Origin of the sequence: Shimia sp. R9_1, from assembly GCF_017743775.1 — a bacterium.
Taxonomy (GTDB): Bacteria; Pseudomonadota; Alphaproteobacteria; order Rhodobacterales; family Rhodobacteraceae; genus Shimia.
In genome coordinates this window covers 625,127-647,885 of sequence record NZ_JAGHRN010000002.1, presented here as the reverse complement: position 1 = coordinate 647,885, position 22,759 = coordinate 625,127, and the positions used below count along the sequence as shown (strand labels likewise).

The following is a 22,759-nucleotide window of genomic DNA, read 5'->3' as shown; positions in this document are numbered from 1 at the left end:
GCAGAGTTCAAGCTGCGGCCTCCTGTACTGCCATTGCATCCACGGGCGAAGCAAAGCGCACCACGCGCCCTTTCCGGCGCTTACTGTCATTCGGCACATTGAGGGTGTAAGGAAGGCGCATAAGGCGCGACAGATCGCCTGTGCTATCCGCGCCAATCACCGCCAACGCCTCACAAAGCGCCGGAGCACTATGGTGGAGGTCTTCGCTAGCCTGTGCCTCGATGTTGAACCAGATTTGCCAGCCGTTACCACTGCGGACGCTCAAAGCCGGACCAAGTTGGCGGAGTGCCTCAACGGTCCGCAGCCATCCCGCGTCCACGTCCGGCGCGTCCTTATCGTCCAAGTCCAATACCACATGCCGACGGCAAAGCACGTCCGCGTTGTTCGCACGTCGTCGCTGCCCCAACATGTGAGGCTGGCGAGGACAGATGCCCACGTAGAGGTTCGCGTACCCAAGTTGATTGCGTACAAACTCCGCCATTTTTGCGGCCAGTTTTACATCATATGGGTCACCTTGAAGCGCCACAACAACCCCTTGCGGGGAGATTGCGCAAAACTCAATAGTGTCGCCGGGCTGAAAGAGGCCCTTAACGACATCCATAGCTTGCTCGACGGCACCGCCGTCAAGCATCACAGCGCGGATTGCGTCGCGAGCGTCTTCGTATGTGAGTTTCCCCTTCGAGCAACGCTTTGACAGCGTGTCCAGAAGCTCGCTCTTGACCGGGAATGCGCCGGAGCGCCGGAATTCGTTCAGAACGTCCAGGATTTCATCAGGAGATGGCACAGGGAATTGTTGCCCGCTAGTTGCGGGTTGTGTAGTTTTTTTCAAGGCAAAGCTTTCTGTTTAGCCCCGCTGGTGCTGGCCACATTGCGGGGCTTTTCATTTCGCAGAGGTTTAGAGTTAGGCAGCTGCCGACTGAGGCAGCGTGTCGAGCCAAGCTTGCACATCGCTCGCCCGCCATGCGGTGATACGCCCAATTTTGACCGGACGCGGGAACGGGTGCTCCGGGTCCGGATTTTGCAGCCAATCATAAACTGTACTGCGGCCCACACCCAACCGCGCGGTCAATTCCTGAACGCGGAACAAGCGGGTAGAGTGGTCTTCGCCTTTTGAGGGCTGAGGGGCGGCGGTGTTCTTCATAGACGGTCTCCGGTGATTTCCGTCAGTATCCGGTCCCGCCCATTACCACTCAACAGCAAAGCCTTGGTTTTTCGCAAATTGGGGAGAGTATTTCGCCTTTCTGACAAGCCAGTCAGATATGAGGAATAATCTTTCGGAAACTCGTTGCTGACACAAACTACGCAACGAGTTAGCGCTTAGGCTTTGAGAGGCGCGCGCCCAGTGCGGCTCCACCGCCACAGGGCACGCGCGGGTTTAACGTTGTTTGTGACCGTGCAGCTGAACCACCGCGCCGCCGCCAACTTGCCTACCGCTTACGAAATCAGCCCACGCCTCCATCAAAACACGGCGGCGCTCCACGGCCTGCTCGCGGCGATACGCCTTCTCAACTTGTCCTAACTGATGCGCAAGCGCCTCCTCCGCAAGTTCACGTGGGAACTCGGTGTCATTTGCGGCCCAGTCTCTAAATGTGCTCCGGAACCCGTGCGGAACATACTGCTCCCGCCCCATACGCCTCATGACTGCCCTCAGGGTCATATCAGACAGCGGCTTGCCCACACGAACACCCTGAAAAACGAAGTCGTTCAGGTTGGGAGCATTCAGGCAGAGGCTACGTGCACTCTCCAATACAGCCATTGCGTCTCCCGCCAGCGGAACCACGTGTTCACGCTTTGCCTTCATGCGCTCTGCCGGGAGAGACCAAACCGCTCGCTCAAAATCAATCTCCCTCCATGTTGCGAGACGCACCTCGCCAGACCGAGCAGCTGTCAGAATTGCGAACTCAAGAGCCAACGCGCCGCATCCTTCGCGACCCCTCAACTGGGCAACAAAGTCAAACACTTCACTACGCGGCATTGCGGACCTATGCCCATGCGTCAGCTTACGTGGCGCTGACAGTGTCGCGTTGTACAGCTTCCAGCTCGCCGGGTTGTCGTGATGGTATGCCTCATTCTGGATAGCATGGTCGAAGAGATTTTCAAGGCGACCACGCACCCGTGTCGCGGTCACGTGCCTGTCCTCCCAAAGCGCCTCCAGAACCGGCAGGATGTCCCTGCGCGTTATGTCCGAGAGAGGCTTGTCACGTAGCCGTGCTGCGTGGACCTTGAATGTGTGTCGCCACTGGTTTCTGTGTTTCGGATTACTAAACCCCGAGTGGTCTATTTTCCATTCGACGAACTCGTCCGCGTAGGCTCCAAAGGTAACGCCTTTTGCTGCTTCCGCAGCCGCTTGGGCCTTCTCCTGTTCGACCTGCGCAGAGGCCTCGGCTACAGGGTCCAGTCCCCGTGCCAAGACATCTCGCGCCGCCGCACTCTTCATGCGGGCCTGTGCAAGCGTCGTAGCGGGGAAGCCGCCTAGCCCCATCTCCTTCTGTTTGTGACCCTTTCTTTTGTAGCGAAAGACCCAGCGCCTATTTCCTTTGGCCGTGACGCGTAAAAACAGACCACCACCGTCATTCACTGAGCTGCCGGGCGCGGCATTTTCGACCTGCTTAGCTGTGAGAAGATGCATACCTCGCGCCATGTTTTCACCCCCGATTACACGACTGCCGCGCGATAGCGCGAAACAACTTGCATCGGCAGGGGGGAAGCCTCCACCATATCGCAGGTGTTCATCCGGCAATCTTGGATCAATGTGTGTAGTCGCGCTGCCATATCACACCAGGCTTCTGGGAATACCTCGCGCAACGCATTGGGACGACGAAACGTTGCAGTAAGCGCATCAGCAAAATAACTTTCGGAAACGCCGCAAGAGGCCGGGTAAGTCGTGTTCATAAGTGAAGTCCTTTAGTCATGCGGGGCCGCGCTATCCAGCATCCCCGCTTGCCCCTAATTTGCCCCTAAATTTCTCTGGCAGTCAATGGACGCAACCGGAAAAACTCAGACACGCCCATGACAAATTATTGACTTTAATATTGTTTTCTTGCCCATCTCGCCCAACATCGGACACCATCGGACATAGGTTATACGCCCCTAGGCTCCACCAAATCCCCTGAAAAGCATTGCTTTCATCCGATGGATATAGGGTATGTCGCGATGACGTTACCTTAGGTAAACATAGCGGAAATTCGGGACTGCGGGTGCATTTGCACTTTGGCCGTTACGACTCGAACAAAGAGAAAGAGGCAGAAAAACTACTCAGTTCTTCGTTGATCTCCCTCTGGTTTTCCCGCACATTTTCTGGCAACGGACCAAGCCAAAACCCACCTATTTTGCTCTACTAGAGCGAAGGGATTGAGATAGTTAGGCGAAGGGCACACTTTCCTTCAGCCGTTGAACCAGAAGGGTCAGCACTTTGCAGAAGCGATTGGGGAAACTGCCTTTCTCGCCTCCCGTAGGTTCGGTCGTCCTCCTCTCGTTTGCCATTGTTATCATCGCGTTTGCATTGGTTTTTTTCAGGATTTGGTCATCGGAGCAAACCGCTGCTGAACGGGAAAGCCGTTTTGTATCTTTGATGTATGAGCGCGAGAAAGCGAGCATGCTCTCAGCGCTAAAACCCTACGCCGCGTCAGATGCCGCTTACCGCAACATCTCTATCAACTTCTCCGCACCTTGGATCGAATCACGATTTGTCGACGATATGATTGCTGAGACAACTTATAAGGCAGCGTTTTTGATCGCGCCGGATGAAAGCGTGGCCTTTCTACACGCAGAAATCGCCCCCCCCCTCACGCAAATCACAGCGGACACATTGCCAAGCGTCTGGGCAGCCGCAGCACAAATTCGCCAGACCTATCTCGAAGAGGCATCCAACCGCATACCTGAGGACAGCAATTTTTCAGGCATGCTTGACTCGCTGTCTGACATTCATGCTCTGCGCTGGGGAGACCAGATAGCCCTTGCTGCGAGCTATGCCATCATCCCTGATCCCGGTATGGTACCGCTCATCGACGCGCCGCCCTACATACTCATCACCTTGCAGATTTTGGATGACACCAAGCTGGCGCAAATTTCGCCACATCTGTTCTTGGCTGAAATTGACGACACCAACACTCTAGGCCGGGGCCGAAACGCCTTCCTGATCACAGGGCCCGACGAGGCGCCCCTTGGTTACTTCGCGTGGCAACCTATGGGGCAAGGCACACGGATTATCGTGGCCGCCACGCCGCTGCTCTTACTGCTGATCGGCACCATAACCTGGTTCACCTGGCGGGTGGTGCGCAGCAACGCTGCAGCCCACAAAAAACTCGAAGAAATTGCGCTGCAGTCCCGCTACGACGCAGACCACGACAGTCTGACCGGGTTTTCTCTGCGCGACCATTTCTTTGCGCGTGCCAGAGAGGCCCTGACGTCAGATGGCGCAGAGCTCACAGCGCTTATTTATCTAGATTTGGACAACCTGAAAAAAGTGAACGATGCTTGGGGGCATGCAGCTGGTGACGCGCTGGTGGGGGCGGTTGCCCAGCGTATTACCGAACGTCTTGGCTCAGATCTGATTGCCGGCCGCGTGGGCGGCGATGAGTTCCTGCTTTTGGTGCGTGGATTTAACCAACGTACAGACGTCGAAACACAGATCAGGGAAGTGCTCATGGCGCTCATGCAACCCCTGCGCTTTGAGGGGCAGCTGATTGAGACCTCCGCCAGCGCGGGGCTGGCTTACTTTCCCGATCATGGAACCAGCATTGAAGAACTTGTGCGCGCCGCAGATGTCGCGCTGAACCGCTCCAAAGAGGTCAGCCATTTCGGCCTCGCCGTCTTTGACCCCACGATGGATGCGAGCCTGAAAGAAAACCGTGATCTGCGTGAAGATTTGCAGAAAGCCGTGCGCAACGGTGAACTTGAGCTGTTTTATCAACCGATCATCTGCTCTGAACACGCCAAGCCAACCCATGCAGAGGCGCTGTTGCGCTGGAATCACCCAACCCGTGGCCGCATTTCGCCGGATCGATTTCTGCCGCTTGCCGAAGCCAGTGGCCTTATGCCGGAAATCAGCCGCTGGGTCACGCAGACGGCCATCAGAGACGCCGCAGAGTGGCCAATGGACTTTGGAGTGACTATCAACGTCAACACCTCTCAATTGCTTCACAAAGGGTTCCCAGACGAAATCCGCAATCTGCTTAAGACAAACCAACTGCAGCCGGAGCAGCTGACAATCGAGATTACGGAAACTGAAATTCTTGACCGGATTGAAGAGACAAAATCCGTGCAGGAAGACCTCACCGAACTGGGTGTGCGCTTTGCTCTGGATGATTTTGGCACGGGCTACTCCAGCCTGAGCTATCTGCATCTCTATGATTTTCAGACGCTCAAGATCGACAAGAGCTTCCTCTCAGGCCCTGACCTGACAGAGGATGCAAAAGGCCTTCTGTCGACCATGATCAACCTTGGCCAGGTATTGGGCATGACGGTTGTGGTTGAGGGGGTCGAAACCGAAGAACAGCGCGATTTTCTCACGGAGTCTGGCTGCTCGGAATTACAGGGATTTCTTTTTGCCAAGCCAATGCCGCTGTCGGAGCTGACTGCGATTTACGGACATGAAGGCAAATCGGAGTAATCCGTGCTGCCAGCACGATAGATCACCTCACTCAAATGCCCAAAATTGTCCTGCACCTGAAATCAAATGACGCCAATCCGGAGCTGAATGGATGGCATCTACGGCTCTACAGAGAGATTGTAGACCTAGGGCTTGCCGAGGGCATTTCGGTTGAGATTCGCGCACGCGTCAGCGACATACGCGTCGGCACACGCAGCATCACAGATGACCGTTTCAACGATGGCGACCTTCACATCATTGATGATCGCTCTGTCAGAGCTACCGGCGTTCTGAATGCCGGCGTCGCCTACCTTTGGGAGTTTTGGCATCTTGATCCTCAGGGAACAAAAGCCTTCTCCTCGATTGGAGAAGATGCCTACAGTCCCTCGATGATTGCCGATCAGCGTGTTCAGACTTTTTCCCGCAATATAAAACGGCGTTATTTGGAGAAGCGGAAGTCCAAATATGACCAGCCGGAAGTCCACCAAGCCTTCGAAAGAAATGCGGTCGCCATTTTCTTTCAGGGCCAATATCCCATCAATGCCAGAGCCACCCAGCACTCGGACATGGATGTGCTGCAGGCAACTCTTAAGGCGGCGGGCGATCGACCCATTGTGGTCAAGCCGCACCCAATCTCCAGTGACGAGGCCACAATTGCCGAAGTGAACGCTCTCGCGAAGAACGATCCGCGCATAGTGCCGACACAGGCAAACGTCCACGACATCCTAAACGCAAGCGCCTGCACGGTTTCGATAAATTCCACAGTTGCGCTTGAGGGGTATCTTCATGGCGTGCCTGCAATTTTGTGCGGCAAATCCGACTTTCACCACGTCGCGCACACCGTTACAGATCTGAGCCAGTTTTCGAGCGCGCTGGAAAATGCGCTGTCATCAGATGCTGATTTGGAGCGCTATCTGGCTTGGTATTTCCTGAAGAAATGCATCCCGATAAACAGCGGAAAACTTCACAAAAAGATCTGGGAGAAGTTTGAAATCGCTGGCTTCCCAAGGGAGCGGTTTGGCTAGCCCGCAAATCTTTAGGAAACTGCCTTTTTCCCCAAAAAAAGGGCTGCTCGCATCGGATTGCGCACAGCCCTTCTGATTGGGAGTATTGCCCGTTACAGCCCTTCAGGCTGACCAACGACTACGAATTGCAGGCCATCACGGTCCAGCAGTTCGCCAGCCACTCTGGAAACATCCTCAGCGGTGACAGCGTTCACTTTGTCATTACGGGTCGCGATATAGTCGATGGGCATGCCATCCATCTGCATTGAGACCATGATCTGGGCGATCGCGCCATTGCCGTCAAAGCGCAGCGGATAAGCACCGGTCAGAAGCGCCTTTGCCTTTTCCACTTCGTCTTCAGTCGCGCCTTCTTCGGCCATACGTGCCCATTCGTCTTTCACCACGCCGACAGCCTGTGCCACACGGTCGTTCGCCGAAGACACGCTCCCCATGTAGACGTTGGCGAGATCGCGCAGCACAAGGTAGCTATAGACCCCATATGTCAGACCGCGCTTTTCGCGCACTTCGCTCATAAGGCGGCTCTCAAACCCACCTCCGCCGAGAATGGTGTTGAGCACGTAAGCGGCGAAGAAATCCGGGTCTTCCCGGTCTATGCCATCCTGCGCCCAAAGGGCCACGGATTGCGGCGTGTCATAGTCCACGATGTCCACACCGCCGTTGATTGCAACGTTGGCATCTTCAGGCATCGGAGCACCCGTTTCTGGCAGATCTCCGAGCAGGCGATCCAGCATCGGACCAAGTTCTGCGCCGGTGATGTCGCCGACCACACCGACAAACAAGCGGTCCTTCGCCAGCGCGCCCTGATGTGCGGCGACAATGTCGTCCCGGCTCAAGGCGGTGACGCTCTCAAGCGTGCCTTCACCGGGAGAGCCGTAAGGATGGTCGCCGTAGATCAATGCGGCCAGCCGCGCCCCTGCGATGCTTTCGGGATCCTTCAGATCCGAGCGGATGCCGGAGAGCACCTGCTCGCGCACACGATCCAAGGCGGTCTGTGGGAAACTTGGCTCGACCAGAGAGCGGCGCAGGAGGTCGATGGCCTCGTCGCGGTTCTCGGTCAGCATACGTGCGGAAATCGACACGGCATCGGCATGGCTGTCATAGCCAAACTGCGCAGCCAGCGCCTCGCTCGCCTTGGCAAAGCCCTGCGCATCCAGATCCCCCGTACCCTCTTCAAGCAGCCCCACCATCAGGTTGGTCGCGCCACGTTTGCCCGGTTGATCCAAGGATGTGCCCCCTTTGAACCTCAACTCAAGTGCCACGAATGGGATCGAAGGTTCCTCAACAAGCCAGGCTTTGATGCCGCTGGGAGAAGTGACTTCCTTGATGTTGATTTCAGCCCATGCCGCAGGCACGGTCACGACAACGGCAACAAAGGCCAGAACAAAACGGATCATTGGCTCACCTCCTGCTCTTGGGTCATCAACCAGCCTGTAACCGACTTGCGGTCATCAAAGATTTCCTCGGCCGCGGCCATGATCTCTTCGCTGGTGATCGCGTTCAAAATCTCGGGCCATTCTTGGATATCCGCGATGGTCAACCCGGAGGTCAGCCCGCGCCCATATCGGTTGGCCACGCTCTCAACGTTGTCGCGCTCATAAATCTGGCTGGCGCGCAACTGCATCTTGATACGTTCCAAATGCGCTTCGTCCACACCTTCCTGCATGAACTCTGCCACCGCGCCATCCATAGCTTCTTCGGCCTCCTGCATCTCCACCCCCGGGGCAGGCACCATGATCAGGTTGAAGGTGGTCGCATCCAAAGACGTCCCGCGATACCAACTTCCGGCATAGACCGATTGCTTGGTCTCAAACTGCAGTTTCTGGCTCAAGACAGAGGTCTGCCCGCCGCCAAGCAATTCAGCCAGCAGCGTCAGCGCCGCAGCTTGGCGCTGATCACCGCTGTTGCGCTCTGGGGCCAGATAGCTGCGGGTGACATAGGGTTGCGCCACGCGGGGATCGTAAAACACCATACGGCGGGCACTGGACTGCGGCGGCTCGCTCGGACGTGCGCGTGGCGGCAGCTCAGGATTGGCAGGGATCGCGCCATAGTATTGATCCGCCAGCGCTTTGACCTCGTCGGGCTCTACATCCCCCGCAACGATCAAGATCGCGTTGTTGGGCGCATAATAAGCCTCGTAAAACTCCAGCGCATCCTCCAGATCGAGCGCCTCCATCTCATGGCGCCAGCCAATCACGGGCACACCGTAGCGGTGGTTGAGATACTGCGCCGCGCTCAATTGTTCGCGAAACAGAGCGCCGGGATTGTTCTCGACCCGCTGGTTGCGCTCCTCAATGATCACATCGCGCTCGGTCAGGATGTCCTCTTCGTCGAGTTGAAGATTGACCATACGGTCGCTCTCCATACGCATCATCAGCTCCAGACGGTCAGAGGCCACACGCTGGTGGTAGGCTGTCACGTCATAGCTTGTGAACGCATTGTCCCGCCCGCCATTTGCGGCAACCGTTGCGGAAAACTCACCCGGTTCAAGATTTTCTGTGCCCTTAAAAAGCAAATGCTCGAGGAAATGCGCAACGCCTGACACGCCGGGGCGCTCATCCGCAGACCCCGCCTTGTACCAAACCATGTGCATCACAACTGGGGCGCGGTGATCCTCGACCACGACAATTTGCATGCCGTTATCAAGCGTATAAGTGCTCACCAGATCATCGGCGGCCTGCAGCGGGGCTGTCATCCCCGCAGTCAGCGCCAATGCCAAGACAGTGCGTCGCAACATCAAAATGTCTCCCAACCAATCGCCACTCATAAACCTTACGCAAACAGCGCAAGGTGCGGCTCATCTTTTGTAAAAAGAGTTACGCCCCAAACGGGGCGCTTCAAGGCATCATACGCGATTGTGAGGCAGCTTGGGTCAACGCCCGCCATTCTCATCAATCGCAAGACCCTTAGTTTCCTGGAGCTGCCGGAGTGCGCACACCGGCTCGCTTCCACCGCCACCATTCTTCGCGGAAGTCCAGCGTCTGGGGCCGGTAAACCTGTTCATACAGACCTTTTTTGGAGACGCGGATGCTTGTGAACCGGCCACGGCGGTCGCGAAATTCTTCGTCTTCCTGCGCCACAATCTGACGGATATTGGCATCGCGCCCCTGACGCGACGCATAGTTCACCAGCGCGGTATCTGCGCTTGGGATGGCGGTGTTAAGGGAACTGCGTGCAGCAGCAGAACCACCCAGCGCGGCAACTGCGTCGCCAAGCGGATCCTGGTCGGTCCGGTTCACGCCCGTTGGATTGGGCGGCGGCAAGGCCGAAAGATCAGAGGGCACCACCAGCTCTTTGCTCGGCAAAATGCCGAACTCATCAGGGCCATTGCCGCTTGATACATTGGAATGCAACGTGCCGCCGCCGGTACAACCGGCAACCAAAAGCGCTGCGAAAACACCCAAAATCTTCAGCCGTGCCACGCTCATTATTCACTTCTCCAAGAGCTATTGGCACAGCTTTACCTGATCACGGTACGGAGGTCACGCCTCTCTTTTTTCGCCGCTGGTAAAAAGGATGAGACCAATCGCCCCTGCGAAGATCCAGATGTCTGCGACATTGAAGGCATAGGGGTTGTCGATGCCGCAGCAGGACATGTTCAGAAAGTCCACAACTGCGCCAAACAGCAGGCGATCCACAACATTGCCCAGCGCGCCGCCAATCAGAAGCCCCGCACTGATCATGCCCCATTTGCCCGGTGGATCTTTGCGCATCCAATGGAGCACATAGCCGCAAATCAGCATCGCAAGCGCAATCAGCACCCACTTGGCCGCCTCGGGGCTGCCGGAGAAAAGGCCAAAATTGATCCCGTCATTCCACGCCATATGGAACCGCAACAAAGGAGGCAGAACGTCGATCTGCAAAACCTCACGCAGGTTCAATGCGTTGAGAACAAGAAACTTGCTCGCCTGATCGGTAATGAAGGCCCAAAAGCCTGCCCAAAATACAAGACGCATCACCTGCGCCCCCTTTCTGCCTATCTGCCCCGGCGTTCTGCGTTGTCCGCAGAATCTCTAATTTTGCCATTGGGCGGCAGTGTATGTCAGGTTTGCCCAATGTAACAAGGGTGCTGACGTATTTTCAGCCGCTGAAGGTGTCGCGCCCTACGATCGAATACGACCCGATCGCAGGGCGTGTTGATCAGTGACGGAAGTGGCGCATACCAGTGAAGACCATCGCAAGCCCCGCCTCATCAGCCGCCTTGATGACTTCCTCATCCCGCATGGAACCGCCCGGCTGGATCACGCAGGTACCGCCTGCCGCCGCCGCTTCCAACAGCCCGTCCGCAAAAGGGAAGAAAGCATCAGAGGCCACTGCGGAGCCCTTCGCAGGGCTTTCTTCAAGGCCAAGCTCATCCGCCATACGCTGCGCTTTGGCCGCGGCCACATTCGCGCTGTCCAGGCGGCTCATCTGACCCGCGCCGACACCGACAGTCGCACCGTTTTTCACATAGACAATCGCATTGGACTTAACGTGTTTTGCGACTTTCCAAGCGAACTGAAGGTCCGCCATCTGTTCCGCGCTTGGCGCAACCTTTGTCACCACTTTCAGCTCGTCCACAGAAACGGACCCCACATCCTTGTCTTGCACCAGAACGCCACCGGCCACCTGTTTGTAGGCTGTGATCGGCGCGCGTGGATCAGGCAGACCGTCAGTCAGCAGCAGGCGCAGGTTTTTCTTCGCGGCAAAGATCTCTTTGGCCTCATTAGAAGCGCCCGGTGCAATCACCACTTCGGTGAAGATTTCCACGATCTTGCTGGCCGTTTCTGCATCCAGCGGCTGGTTCAGCGCGACAATGCCGCCAAAGGCTGAAGTACGGTCACAATCAAAGGCTTTCTGATAGGCCTCAACCAGCGTCGTGCCCACGGCCACGCCGCAAGGGTTGGCGTGTTTGATGATCGCCACGGCAGGCCCCTCGGCAGGATCAAATTCCGCGACCAGCTCAAAAGCGGCATCTGTGTCATTGATGTTGTTGTAAGACAGCTCTTTGCCCTGCAGCTGCTCTGCAGTGGCCACGCCGGGACGACCGGAGCCATCTGTATAAAACGCCGCTGTCTGGTGGCTGTTTTCACCATAGCGCAGAGTTTGTTTGATCTCACCTGCGAAAGCACGACGGCGTGGCGCCTGCTGCTCCAGAGCGGTCGCCATCCAGTTGGATACAGCCGCGTCATAGGCACCGGTGCGCGCATAAGCGGTTTGAGCAAGCTTTTGACGGAACCCATAAGAGGTCTGACCATCATTGGCGTCCAGTTCGGCCAGCAAAGCGTCATAGTCTTCAACATCCACAACCACGTTCACGAAGCCATGGTTTTTCGCCGCTGCACGGATCATTGCAGGGCCGCCAATGTCGATGTTTTTAATGCAGGTGTCATAGTCAGCGCCTGCAGCAACAGTCGCCTCAAACGGATAGAGGTTGACCACCAACAGGTCGATGGCGCCGATGCCGTGCTCATCCATTGCGGCGACGTGATCATCGTTATCGCGCAGCGCCAGCAGGCCGCCATGCACCTTTGGATGCAGCGTTTTCACCCGGCCATCCATCATCTCCGGAAAGCCTGTCACCTCAGAAACGTCTTTCACCGCAAGCCCCGCATCGCGCATCGCTTTGGCAGAGCCACCAGTGGAGAGGAGTTCGACACCCCGTTCAGACAGCGCGGTGGCCAGTTCGATCAGCCCGGTCTTGTCAGACACGGAAATCAGGGCGCGGCGGATGGGGTGCAGGTCGCTCATAGAGGTATGATCCTTGGGCTCAGGTGTTCAAATCCAACTCGTCCCGGTTCAAGTCCCTGATCGCCACATTGGTCTCATGGGCTTTGCTCAACGACCACCGGATGCGGGTCGCATACTCCATTGCCACGCCGGATAGAACGATTTGTTTGGTCGCACGTGGCTTTAATCGCCCTTTTTCGAGGAAAACGCTGGCATCTACCCTCAATTTCGCGACGTCATCGTGTCGAAACACCCACAGCTCGCCACTTTTTAAGGCAATCGAAACCGCCGCCCCGCCCATATCCAGACTGGCGTCAGCCTCAGGATGCAAGTGAAAGGCGATTTCATAAGGCACCCCCTGCAAAGCGCTCTCGTCCATCACCCTGTCAAACCGGCGTTTGGCCGCGTCATCCATGGTGATCAACAGATCTTCCCCAACCATACCGCGCCCATCAAAGGTCAGCTCAAGGGTGCGGGCATGGGTCAGACCGTGGGTGCGCACATAGCCGTCATGCCCGCCCTCAAAGCGCAAACCATCACTGGCATTGCTCATCTGAATGGGCACATCTGTCGGCGCATCTACGAGTTGTTCCTCGCGCCAGCCCTTGCGCTCCTGCCCAAGCCGCGCACTGGAGAGCTCGTCAATGGTGACCGTCGAATGGGATGGCGTCGCCCGACCAAAACGGCGCCAATCCTCACCGAAACTGGCACCAGAGCCGCAATTCACGATCACGGGGCGCCGGCCACTTGTCAGCTCAAAGGCCAGCGTCGAGGCATGGGCATTGAGCGCACTTACGCCCGTTGGCGGTGGGCTGGCATCAATCACCACGCTGGTGCGGCCCGCACTCAACCGCGCATAGCCCATGGCAAGCCCGTCCGCCTGCCGGGTTTTATTGCCGCTTTCCGCAAGCGCGTGATCCAAACGGCCTTCCATACCGCGGCCGCCGCCATGAAACCGCGCCAAACTGCCATCTGCATGGCGCAATGTGCGCAGCGTTGGCGCAATCCTCTCAATCGCGCGCAAATGAATGTCAGATGGTGTTCGATCCGCATCCCGCAGCGCCGTTGCGGCCCAAGTCAGAAGCGTAAAGACCTCAAGCAGCTCCTCGGGATTACGCGTCGGGATCCCACCCTGCTCATCCACCTGTTGCGCGCATTCTTTGTCGAGCGCCTTACACGCCGGTTCAACATGCTGCTCCATGCCTTCGAGCGCCAAGCCCGCGTATATCAGCCCGGTCAAAGCCTCAAAGCGCGGCAAACCGGGAGCGGTTTTGTGCCAGCGCTTACTGAGGAAAATCGTCTGCTGTCCCAGCGACTGGAAAAACGCATCTGACTGATCAGAGCCTTGTGCCCGGAGCAGAAAAATCGCGTGGCTGATCCAGCGGATCAGTCGGCGGCCCGTGAGGTCAGGGGTCCAGCCCGGCCCGGTGCCGCGGCCATAGAGCTCAATCCAATGCCAGACCCATTCCTGCGCACGATCTCTGGCAGCCATGTCCCCAACCGCAGCCAGATCATCGAGCCAAGCGAACCCCTGCAACTCCTGCGCAAAAACATCATCCGGAACATCAATGTCCCAGATCGCAGTTTTGGGCGCGCTGACCAGATGGCCTGCAAAAAGGAAATTGCCCGCAACCAGCTGCTTTCCGCGCGCAAACAGCCCGATTGTGCGTGGCTCAGGTGTTGTGGTAAACCCCGTTGCCGGATGCGCCCGCGCGCTCCTGCGCGCAGACACGCGGTGCATCAGCCGCGTCCACCGTGCTGTAAAATTGTCTGTATCGGACATCTGCTCTGCCTCTACGCTCTGATGGCGTTTGGCGTGAGTGTAGCGAGCGGATCGCCGCAAGTCACCGTTTGAATCAGCCGATGCACATCCGCGTGACCTCCACACGGAACAGCCTCAATTCAAATGGGTCTTTCCTCAGACGCCTTTACGCAGCATCGCCACGTAGAAGCCATCCATACCGCCTTTGTCGGCCCAATAATCCGGGCGCAGCCGCAGCCCGCCTTCCTCTGTCACCCATGCCGTATCAACACCGTCAATCAGCACGGCGTCTCGGTCCACGGTGACATCGGCCCAGCGCTCTGCTGCTTCTTCAATCTGCACTTCGCCTTCGTCAGGCAGCAATGAGCAGGTGCAGAATACCAAACGCCCGCCAGGCTTCAGCAGCCCCAAGGCGTGATCCAGAAACACCTCCTGCATCCCGATCAGATCGCCAAACTCGCTGCCGTCTTTGGCAAACGGCAAATCGGGGTGCCTGCGAATCGTACCTGTTGCCGAGCAGGGCGCATCCAGAAGGATCGCATCATACTGCCCCTCTTGCGCCATAACATCGCCAACAACCACCTCAGCGTCCAATTGCACGCGCTTGAGGTTCTCCCGCAGCCGCTCCATTCGGACTGGGTTGTCGTCCACCGCGGTGACTTTCGCACCAGCCGCCGCGATCTGCATCGTCTTGCCGCCGGGCGCGGCACAAAGATCCAACACGCGCTCGCCCGGTTGTGCATTCAGCACCCGCGCAGGCAGCGCCGCAGCCGCATCCTGCACCCACCAGTGCCCCTGCTTAAAGCCCTCCAGTGCTGTCACCTGCCCCGCGTCACGCAAACGCACGGAGCCTGTTGGCAGCAGCTCGCCACCAACGGCCTTGGCCACAGCCTCTGCATCCTCTTTGGGGGTCAAATCCAGTGGCGCACCGGCATAGTGCGCGGCTTCGATTTCAAGCATGATTTCGTTGTCATAGGCCTGCGCCAGCGGCTTGCGCAGCCATTTTGGCAAACGCGGGATGCGCAGCTTGACCCATTCATCGCGCCCTTTGTCGTCCACCTTACGCAACACCGCATTCACAAGGCCCTTCATGCCTGAGGTGCGCTTGGATTTGCTGATAATTTCAACTGCATCGTTGACCACACCATGTGCTGCACCGCCTTGGCAGATCTCCATGGCCGCCATCCGCAAGACGTTCTGCACCGTCATGGTCGGGGTCTTTTTCAAATGTTTCTGCAGCACCCGATCGGCGCGTTCAAGATTACGCAGCGTGTCTGTTGCCAACCGCTGTGCGCGAGCGCGTTCTGCGGGCTCCAGTTTCTGCAAGGCACCTCCCGCAATCACATCAGACAGCAGCCGGCCTTCGCCCAGCACCTGATCCAAGAGATAAACCGCACTGCGGCGGGTCGGATAGCTGGATTTGGACATGCGAAAGACCTTCTAAAATGGTTTGGCGGCGACTGCTGAGGATCAGACAGGGGGCTTGTCGTTGTCAGACGGGCGCGTATATCAAGGGAAAGCCTCAAAAGGAACCCTTGGATGAGCGACACGCCTGAAACCCGCGATGACCTGCCCGAAGCCGCCAAGCGCGCGCTTGCCGAAGCCGAAGAGCGCCGCAAGAAGGCCAAGGATCTGGAACTCCCAACCGAATTGGGTGGCCGCGACGGGCCGGAGCCTGTGCGCTACGGCGATTGGGAGAAAAAGGGAATCGCGATTGATTTCTGAAGCCAGACTAGGCGTCTAGCTCCCAGCCCGCGTCGCAGAACAGTTTCAGAAAAGTCAGACCGTGAATTTCGCTGATTTCCGGTGCAAACACCTGATGAACCAGCTCGGGGCGGAAGGTTGGCCACTTTTCTCTGATTGAGGCAACCACCCGTGCGGCGGTCTCTGATCTGCCAACTGCCTGATAGGCCGCAGCTACATAGGCGGAGCCAACGGGTGTGGGATTGCCGCCGCGCTTCATAGACTGCTCAAAAGCTGCAACGGCACCCTCGTAGTCTTCCAGATAGAACTTGGCAAAACCGTGGATTCCAATGTCACCACTTTGGGGGTCATTTTCTTTGGGAGCCGTGACTTCTGCCGCCGTCTTGAAATCACCGGAAAATAGCAAAATTAACGCGCGAAAGATAAGTATTTCTTTGCTTTCATTTTCTAGCTCATGCGCGCGTGCGCTCAACGCGCGCGCATTATCCCAATCTCGTAAGCCAGCGGCCAACCACCCTCCGGCAGAAAGCGTCCAAGGGTCATCAGCGGCTAGGATCTGCGCCCTCTCCACCATAGCGGAAGCTTCGTCGAAGTACGCTAAAGAAGCACTGGAGCCTCGCGTCAAGATCGCCATATTGCTCAGGCTATGCGCTGCCGTGGCATAGGAACCCGAGTGGTCCGGAAAACGTGTTATCACCGCCTTGGAATGTGCAACCACGCGCTTCTGGCGCTCCATGTCCATGAAAGAAAACATGTGATTGCGGGCAAGAATGTCCAGCTCTTCTGGCGTCGAAATGGAAATCTCCCCGGTGCCCGGCAGAAATTCAATATCAGCATTTTGCGCCTTCGAGCCAGCGCTCCAAGGTGATGCGAAGTTGAGCGCGTTCTGTTGGGCGGCAAAAAGAGTTGGCACCAATTTACCAACCAATATTACGACAACCAACATCGCAACTGCGCCGAACAGCGCCCAATTTCGCCGGAACATCGCGCGTGTCTTAGACTTGGCCTCGCTCTGCTCCTGCTCGGCAAAGGCAAAATCCAGCTGCAGTCCTTCAGACGCCACGGAAATATGCAGAGCATCCTCACGTCCCTCCGCCGAAAAGTACCGCTGCAACAACTCTGCCAATCTGAGCTTGTCAGAGCGCGCGACCTTTTCTCGTTCCTGAGGGTCAAAAGACTCATAGAGGGCAGATTGCACCGTTTCGAATGAGGTCTGCGCTGCGCGCCCTGCCAAGGCTTCCTCTGTTAGAAACTCAAGCAGTCTGCGCGCACGTCCTGATTTCTCAAACACCTCACTCGCAGAGAGACGCGCCACGGCGACACGGATGATTTCGGGCGCAATTTCAACCGACGTTTCGCGATCTGCGTCCAAATCGTTCATTGCGCTCTTCTCACTCTAACCCGTTTCGCTTTTCGGACTGATTGAAGAGCAGCCCTGACTTCGCTTCACACATCTAAATCAAAAAAGGTTGAATAAATCTTCTTCCGCCACTCAACAGTGGCGGGAGCTACCCTTCACAATTCTCAGGTTAGCCAAGGCAGTATTTGAGATATATGACATAAATCAAATGTCATACGGCCAAGCGCTCAAGGCGCGGAAATACCGACATCGCACACCGGCTTTACTGATGCGATAACGACGCGAAACAGATGTGATACCGACGCCTAACAAGGCAAGAGAAAGCGAGAATTTCCCGCTTTCTCCAATCGCTTACAGCCCCAGAGCCTGACGCCGTTCTTCAGCAAACCCCTGCACCAACCGATCCGCCACCAACGCCAAAATCGCCATGGCTGCGCCTGCGGTAACACCGAGGCCGACATCGGCCTGCCCAAGTGCCAGATAGATCGACTGACCAAGGCCTGTCGTACCGATCAACGCCGCAATCACAAGCATGGCAAACGCATAGAGGATGGTCTGGTTGAGCCCGAGCAAAATGGTCGGCGCCGCATAAGGCGCGCGCACCTCAAACATGGTTTGCCAACGCCCGGCCCCGCTTGCGGTTGCCGCCTCGATCATCTCGTCCGGTGTGGTGATCAAACCATGCCGCGTGTAGCGGATCATGGGGACCACCGCATACATGCAAATGGCAAGAAACGCGGAGAATTCGCCAATCTGGAAGAACATCAGAACCGGGATAAGGAAGACAAACAGCGGGATGGTTTGCAACGTGTCACAGATCGGACGGACAACCATCCAGGCTCGGTCGCTCATTGCGGACCAGAACCCCAAGATGCCGCCCACCAAGGCGCAGGCTGCAACGGCTGCACCGCTGAGGTAAAGCGAGAGCAAAGCACGCTCCCAGAGCCCCGAAATCAGGATCAGACCCAACAGAATGGTGACTTGAATGGCGAGCTTCCAACCGCTGGCCACCCATCCCAACGCCGCCACACCGAACAGCAAAATGGGCCAAGGCAGTTGTGCCACGCCAATCTCCAGCACCATTGCCGCAATCAGAACCAAGCCAGCACCTGCGAGATGACCGCGCAGAGCGATAAGAGCAGCGAGAGCAGCAAAGGTCGCATAGAACACCAGCGTGTGCGTCGTGGTCCAGGCAAAGCCCCAGGTGAAGGGCAAGACAGCATCAGACAACCCGATCCGCAGAGGCAAGAGACCATAGAACATCGCGGAGTTCTTCACAGTGTCGAGCGTTGCTCCGTGGTTTGCAGTGAACTGTCCCACGCCTTGGTCGACCCGCTCAGCAACACCATCCAGTGCTGCGATGCCCGCCGGGTTCCAACCTGCCAGCGCAGCCCAGATCGCGGTGATTGCGCCGACGGCGAAGATCGCCAGAGCAACCCGCTTGTCTTGCGCAGGACGCGGTTCCGCTAATGCGGCAGACATGCGGTCAATCACTACGGCAAAAACCACAATCACTGAGCCTGCGAGAAACGCTGGGCCAAACAAGGCCTTGCGCATGGTCAGCAGAACTTCCCAGCCAATGTCCTCAAAGCCGCCAATGACGGCCGCGATGATCACCATGCTCAATGCAGCCATCAGACATTGGTTGAAGCCGATCATGATCTGCTGGGACGCTGCGGGCAATTCGACCAAAAAGAGCTGCTGACGACGGGTGCCGCCCGACATCACAGCTGCTTCGCGAATTTCAGGCTCTACGCGCTCCAGCCCCAGCAGCACATTGCGCGCCATGGGTGGTGCTGCAAAAATTGCCGAGGCGATAAGGCCCACCACCGGACCGAAGCCGAACAGCACGAGCAGCGGTGTGAGGTAGGCAAAGGTCGGCATGGTCTGCATGACATCCAAAACGACATTCACGCCGCCTTTGAGCTTGGGGTATTCAAACGCGAGGATGCCAATCCCAGCCCCTAAAAGCGCCGCCAAAGGCACAGACACAGCGACCAGCGCCAGTGTGTTCATACCTTCCAGCCAATATCCGCTGATCACTACAAAACCAAAGCCAAAGAAGGCCAGCGCGGCCATGCGTGCACCGCCTATGAGCCAGCCCAGCGCTGTGACCGCACCAAGCACCAGAGGCCATGGAGCACCAGACAACAGCCCGCCGACCCAGGTCATCGGGAACTCAAGCAGATAGGAGAACACACGCGCCACAGGCTTGAAGAAATTGAGAAATCCACCAACCACGGCGCCGACCCATTCGGTCATTGGCACGGTTAGGGCGTCAGGCCAGCTTACAAGCCACTCAAGTTGAGCGCCAAACAGGCGACAAATCACACCGATCGTCACCACCAAGATCGCGGCCATACTGCCTTTGCTGAGCGGCAGGCCACGACGCGCAGCGAGCGGAGCGTTTTCGGCGATACTCATGTCTCTTCTGCCTGCAAAGCTGCAGCAAGATCTGCTGGGTCAACCGCCCCAACCAGAGCACCATTGGCATCATGAACCGGAACCGGCTCATAAAGCGCCATACATTTGGCCAGCGCTGTTTCGATGGTCATGCCAACTTTCAGACCAGGATCATCCGGCATATTCGCAGGCACGTCTTTGGTCATGACGTTCTCTACGCAACCGTGCCGGCCTTTGGGCACATCTTTGGAGAACTCCGCGACATAGTCGTTGACCGGGTGCAGAACGATCTCTTCCGGCGTGCCAATCTGCACGACCTCACCATCTTTCATAATGGCAATGCGATCCGCGAGCTTGAGCGCTTCCTGAATGTCGTGGGTGATGAAAACAATGGATTTTTTGAGCGTGGCCTGAATGTTCAGGAACTCATCTTGCAACTGACGCCGGATCAACGGGTCAAGCGCAGAGAAGGGCTCATCCAAGAACCAGATATCAGGGTTCACCGCAAGAGAGCGAGCAATCCCGACGCGCTGGCGCTGACCACCGGAGAGGTTGCGCGGATAGGTGTCTTCACGCCCTTGGAGGCCAACAAGCTCAAGCACTTCCAGCGCACGTTCCCGGCGCTCGGTCTTGCCCATGCCCTGCATCTTCAGCGGGAAGCCAACATTGTCTGCAACCGTCATATGCGGAAACAGACCAAAATGCTGAAACACCATGCCAAGCTTGTGCCGGCGCAGGTCGATCAGCCGTTTGTCATTGGCTTGAAGAATATCTTCGCCATCGATGCTTACGGATCCGGAGGTCGGTTCGATCAGACGCGAAATACAGCGGATCAAGGTCGATTTACCGGAGCCAGAAAGCCCCATAATCACAAAGAGCTCCCCGGATTTCACCTCGAAGTTCGCTGCGCGAACCGCAGGGATCAGCCCCTTGTCTTTGAGGGTTTGAGCAATGGCTTTGTCGCCTCCGGCCCCGCGTGCATCACGTAGGGCCGGTTTGGCGTTCTCGCCAAAGACCTGCCAGAGGTCTTTGACGGCGATCGCCGGAGCGGTGCTGTTATGGTCAGTCATAAAGGCTTACTTGATTGCGGCGTCGACAACCGACTTCCACTTTTCTTCGTTTGCACCCATCCAAGCGGCAACAACTTCTTCAACAGACTGGCCGTCCACATCTACGGCCCCCATCATTGGCTGCTGATCTTCGACAGCCAGCTGATAGTTCACGAGGATTTCGTGCGCGGCAGGCCATTTGTCTTTCAGGCCCGGCCAACCCGCCTTGAAGATACGGCTGGCGGAGAAATCACAGTCGTTGATGGCGTTGGGGTTTGGACCCCATGCCGGATCGGTGAAACACGCATCTTCGCCCGCTGGCAGATCCACAAATTTCACATCATAGGCAGACATTGCCCAGTGCGGCTGCCAGAAGGTGATCAACAGCGGAGATTTCTTCTCGGTAGAGGCACGCAATTCGGCAATCAGCGCGCCTTCAGAACCCGCTGGTACGGCCTTAAATGGCAGGTCGAGACCGGTCATGCGGTCTGCACCCGGTGTGCCCCAATCAGCAGGGTAATCTACAAGGCGGCCGGCTGGCAGCGTTTCCGCGGTTGCGAAGTTGATCGCGCAATCCTTTAGCGCTTCCCATGCTGGCAGGCCGGGGCAAAGGTCTGCGACGTGTGCGGGATAGGCGATGCCTTCGCGCGCATTCAGGCCGAGATCAGACAGCTCTTCCAATTTGCCTTCGCCTTTCAGCACAGCATATTGGTCAGACACGTTGGAGGACCAGATTTCGAGGGTCGCATGGATGTCGCCATCGGCAATCGCCTGAAATTGGTTCATCATACCCGCGGTAACATATTCAACGTCGTAACCTGCGGCTTTGAGCATCTCACCGGCGACATGGGTGGTCACGTGCTGGCCGGTCCATTCGTTGATGGCCAGCTTGATTGGCTCACCAGTCGCGCCCAGCTCTGCTGCCTGTGCGGACATCGCCACTGCAGTTATGGCCAGCGCGGACAATCCAGCCTTCATTGTCGTCTTCATCGTCATCTCCCTGTCGTCGTTTTTTAAATGGTCATTTAATTTTTTGACTGCCGGCATAAAAACACAGCAACACCGATCTGCCAACAAAAAATACGCCCGTTCAGTTTACATCACCGTGTGGTGTGACCAACGCTCAAAAAATCGGCGGTAGAACGCTGAATTATATGTTTATTTTCAAGACACATATTTTGAGCACCGGTAAGGCGCTTTGACAATTTGAGCGACGTTCAGGGCAAGACACTCTGATTTAATAAGGCAAAATCTCAGAATCGCCCGACTTTATCAGAGGCCCAACACGTCCATCATATCGTATTCACCGGGCTTTTGACCTTGTCCCCAGATCGCCGCTTTGAGCGCACCGCGGGCGAAGATCGCCCGATCCGTCGCGAGATGGCGCAGCACGATCCGTTCACCTGCAGCGGCGAACAATACATCATGCTCACCCACGATGTCTCCGCCACGAATAGCTGTGAAGCCAATATCGCCGCGTTTGCGGGCACCTGTGATGCCATCGCGACCACGGTCGGCCACATCTGCTAGCGCAACGCCGCGTCCTTCGGCGGCCGCTTCGCCAAGCATCAGGGCGGTGCCGCTTGGCGCATCCACTTTGTGATGGTGGTGCGCCTCAATGATTTCGATATCAAAATCCTCATCCAGCGCTGCCGCCACCTTTTGCGTCAGACGAGTCAACAGATTGACACCAAGGCTCATATTTCCGGCCCGCACAATCACTGCATGGCGGCCACAAGGCTCCAGTTGTGCAATATCCCCATCCGTCATGCCGGTGGTGCCAATCACATGCACAGCACGTGCCTGCGCGGCCAATTTCGCGAACTCAATCGTCGCTGCCGGCGCTGTGAAATCAATCACTGCCTGCGCCTGTGCAAAGGCGTCCAGAGGCTGATCGGTCACTGTAACGCCAAGTGGTGCGCCTCCCATGGCTTCACCAACATCACGCCCGACCCATTCATGTCCACTGCGCTCCACAGCACCGACCAGCTTTGCCTTATCGCTCTCACAAACCGTCTTGATCAGCATCTGTCCCATACGGCCAGAGGCTCCAGTGATGACGATTCCGGGCAGATCTTGCATAACGTTCTCCATTTGTGGGCCGGTGGATCGGCGCCGCCCCTGCTTACATAAAGCAATCCAGCTTGGCAAAGGGGCAGA

Annotated in this window: 19 protein-coding genes; 3 read left to right on the top strand and 16 right to left on the bottom strand. The window is 57.0% G+C overall.

Going from position 1 to position 22,759, the window contains the following annotated elements; genetic code table 11:
* Nucleotides 1–7 precede the first annotated feature (7 nt).
* From J7399_RS09400 to J7399_RS09385, 4 genes are all read right to left on the bottom strand, one after another.
* Nucleotides 8–784 carry a hypothetical protein gene (locus tag J7399_RS09400; RefSeq protein ID WP_209085569.1) on the bottom strand — a complete coding sequence of 259 codons (777 nt, stop codon included), beginning with the start codon at nt 782–784 and terminating at the stop codon, nt 8–10.
* A 117-nt stretch (nt 785–901) separates the two neighbouring features.
* Nucleotides 902–1,141, bottom strand: coding sequence for an AlpA family phage regulatory protein (locus J7399_RS09395; protein WP_209085568.1), 240 nt, complete (start codon nt 1,139–1,141; stop codon nt 902–904).
* Nucleotides 1,142–1,375: 234 nt separating this feature from the next.
* Nucleotides 1,376–2,629 (bottom strand): site-specific integrase, encoded by a 1,254-nt coding sequence (locus J7399_RS09390; protein ID WP_209085567.1) that lies wholly within the window; start codon nt 2,627–2,629, stop codon nt 1,376–1,378.
* A 26-nt stretch (nt 2,630–2,655) separates the two neighbouring features.
* Nucleotides 2,656–2,892, bottom strand: a complete 237-nt coding sequence (locus J7399_RS09385) for a hypothetical protein (protein WP_209085564.1) — start codon at nt 2,890–2,892, stop codon at nt 2,656–2,658.
* A gap of 679 nt (nt 2,893–3,571) precedes the next feature.
* Here J7399_RS09385 and J7399_RS09380 point away from each other — a divergent pair.
* Entirely contained in the window at nt 3,572–5,611 is a 2,040-nt protein-coding gene (locus J7399_RS09380) for an EAL domain-containing protein (RefSeq protein WP_280637778.1), read from the top strand.
* Nucleotides 5,612–5,646: 35 nt separating this feature from the next.
* Entirely contained in the window at nt 5,647–6,615 is a 969-nt protein-coding gene (locus J7399_RS09375; RefSeq protein WP_209085559.1) for a hypothetical protein, read from the top strand.
* Nucleotides 6,616–6,707: 92 nt separating this feature from the next.
* On the opposite strand, the gene J7399_RS09370 is transcribed toward J7399_RS09375, so the two are convergent.
* The 7 genes from J7399_RS09370 to J7399_RS09340 form a co-directional block, all read right to left on the bottom strand.
* Nucleotides 6,708–8,009, bottom strand: coding sequence for a pitrilysin family protein (locus J7399_RS09370; RefSeq protein ID WP_209085557.1), 1,302 nt, complete (start codon nt 8,007–8,009; stop codon nt 6,708–6,710).
* On the bottom strand, nt 8,006–9,349 hold the full coding sequence (locus J7399_RS09365) for a pitrilysin family protein (protein ID WP_209085555.1): 1,344 nt from the start codon (nt 9,347–9,349) through the stop codon (nt 8,006–8,008). The genes J7399_RS09370 and J7399_RS09365 overlap by 4 nt, the downstream gene beginning before the upstream one ends.
* A gap of 169 nt (nt 9,350–9,518) precedes the next feature.
* The gene (locus J7399_RS09360; protein WP_209085553.1) at nt 9,519–10,040 is read right to left on the bottom strand and encodes a DUF3035 domain-containing protein; all 522 of its coding nucleotides are present in this window, start codon (nt 10,038–10,040) and stop codon (nt 9,519–9,521) included.
* A 54-nt stretch (nt 10,041–10,094) separates the two neighbouring features.
* Nucleotides 10,095–10,568 carry a signal peptidase II gene (gene lspA / locus J7399_RS09355; protein ID WP_209085552.1) on the bottom strand — a complete coding sequence of 158 codons (474 nt, stop codon included), beginning with the start codon at nt 10,566–10,568 and terminating at the stop codon, nt 10,095–10,097.
* 184 nt (nt 10,569–10,752) lie between these two features.
* A complete protein-coding gene (gene purH / locus J7399_RS09350; RefSeq protein WP_209085550.1) occupies nt 10,753–12,342 on the bottom strand; it encodes a bifunctional phosphoribosylaminoimidazolecarboxamide formyltransferase/IMP cyclohydrolase in 1,590 nt (529 codons plus the stop codon).
* A 19-nt stretch (nt 12,343–12,361) separates the two neighbouring features.
* The gene (locus J7399_RS09345) at nt 12,362–14,104 is read right to left on the bottom strand and encodes a heparinase II/III family protein (protein ID WP_209085548.1); all 1,743 of its coding nucleotides are present in this window, start codon (nt 14,102–14,104) and stop codon (nt 12,362–12,364) included.
* 135 nt (nt 14,105–14,239) lie between these two features.
* Entirely contained in the window at nt 14,240–15,511 is a 1,272-nt protein-coding gene (locus tag J7399_RS09340) for a transcription antitermination factor NusB (protein WP_209085546.1), read from the bottom strand.
* Between the two features lie 111 nt (nt 15,512–15,622).
* Here J7399_RS09340 and J7399_RS09335 point away from each other — a divergent pair, with 111 nt between their 5' ends.
* A complete protein-coding gene (locus tag J7399_RS09335) occupies nt 15,623–15,808 on the top strand; it encodes a DUF1674 domain-containing protein (protein WP_209076855.1) in 186 nt (61 codons plus the stop codon).
* 7 nt (nt 15,809–15,815) lie between these two features.
* On the opposite strand, the gene J7399_RS09330 is transcribed toward J7399_RS09335, so the two are convergent.
* The 5 genes from J7399_RS09330 to dapB form a co-directional block, all read right to left on the bottom strand.
* Nucleotides 15,816–17,078, bottom strand: coding sequence for a hypothetical protein (locus J7399_RS09330; protein ID WP_209085543.1), 1,263 nt, complete (start codon nt 17,076–17,078; stop codon nt 15,816–15,818).
* A 420-nt stretch (nt 17,079–17,498) separates the two neighbouring features.
* Complete coding sequence (locus J7399_RS09325; protein WP_209085540.1) at nt 17,499–19,571, bottom strand: ABC transporter permease subunit; 2,073 nt, start codon at nt 19,569–19,571, stop codon at nt 17,499–17,501.
* Complete coding sequence (locus J7399_RS09320) at nt 19,568–20,620, bottom strand: glycine betaine/L-proline ABC transporter ATP-binding protein (protein WP_209085537.1); 1,053 nt, start codon at nt 20,618–20,620, stop codon at nt 19,568–19,570. Before J7399_RS09320 ends, J7399_RS09325 begins: the two co-directional genes overlap by 4 nt.
* A 6-nt stretch (nt 20,621–20,626) precedes the next feature.
* Nucleotides 20,627–21,577, bottom strand: coding sequence for an ABC transporter substrate-binding protein (locus tag J7399_RS09315; protein ID WP_209086091.1), 951 nt, complete (start codon nt 21,575–21,577; stop codon nt 20,627–20,629).
* Between the two features lie 294 nt (nt 21,578–21,871).
* The gene (gene dapB, locus J7399_RS09310; protein ID WP_209085534.1) at nt 21,872–22,681 is read right to left on the bottom strand and encodes a 4-hydroxy-tetrahydrodipicolinate reductase; all 810 of its coding nucleotides are present in this window, start codon (nt 22,679–22,681) and stop codon (nt 21,872–21,874) included.
* Nucleotides 22,682–22,759: the final 78 nt, after the last annotated feature.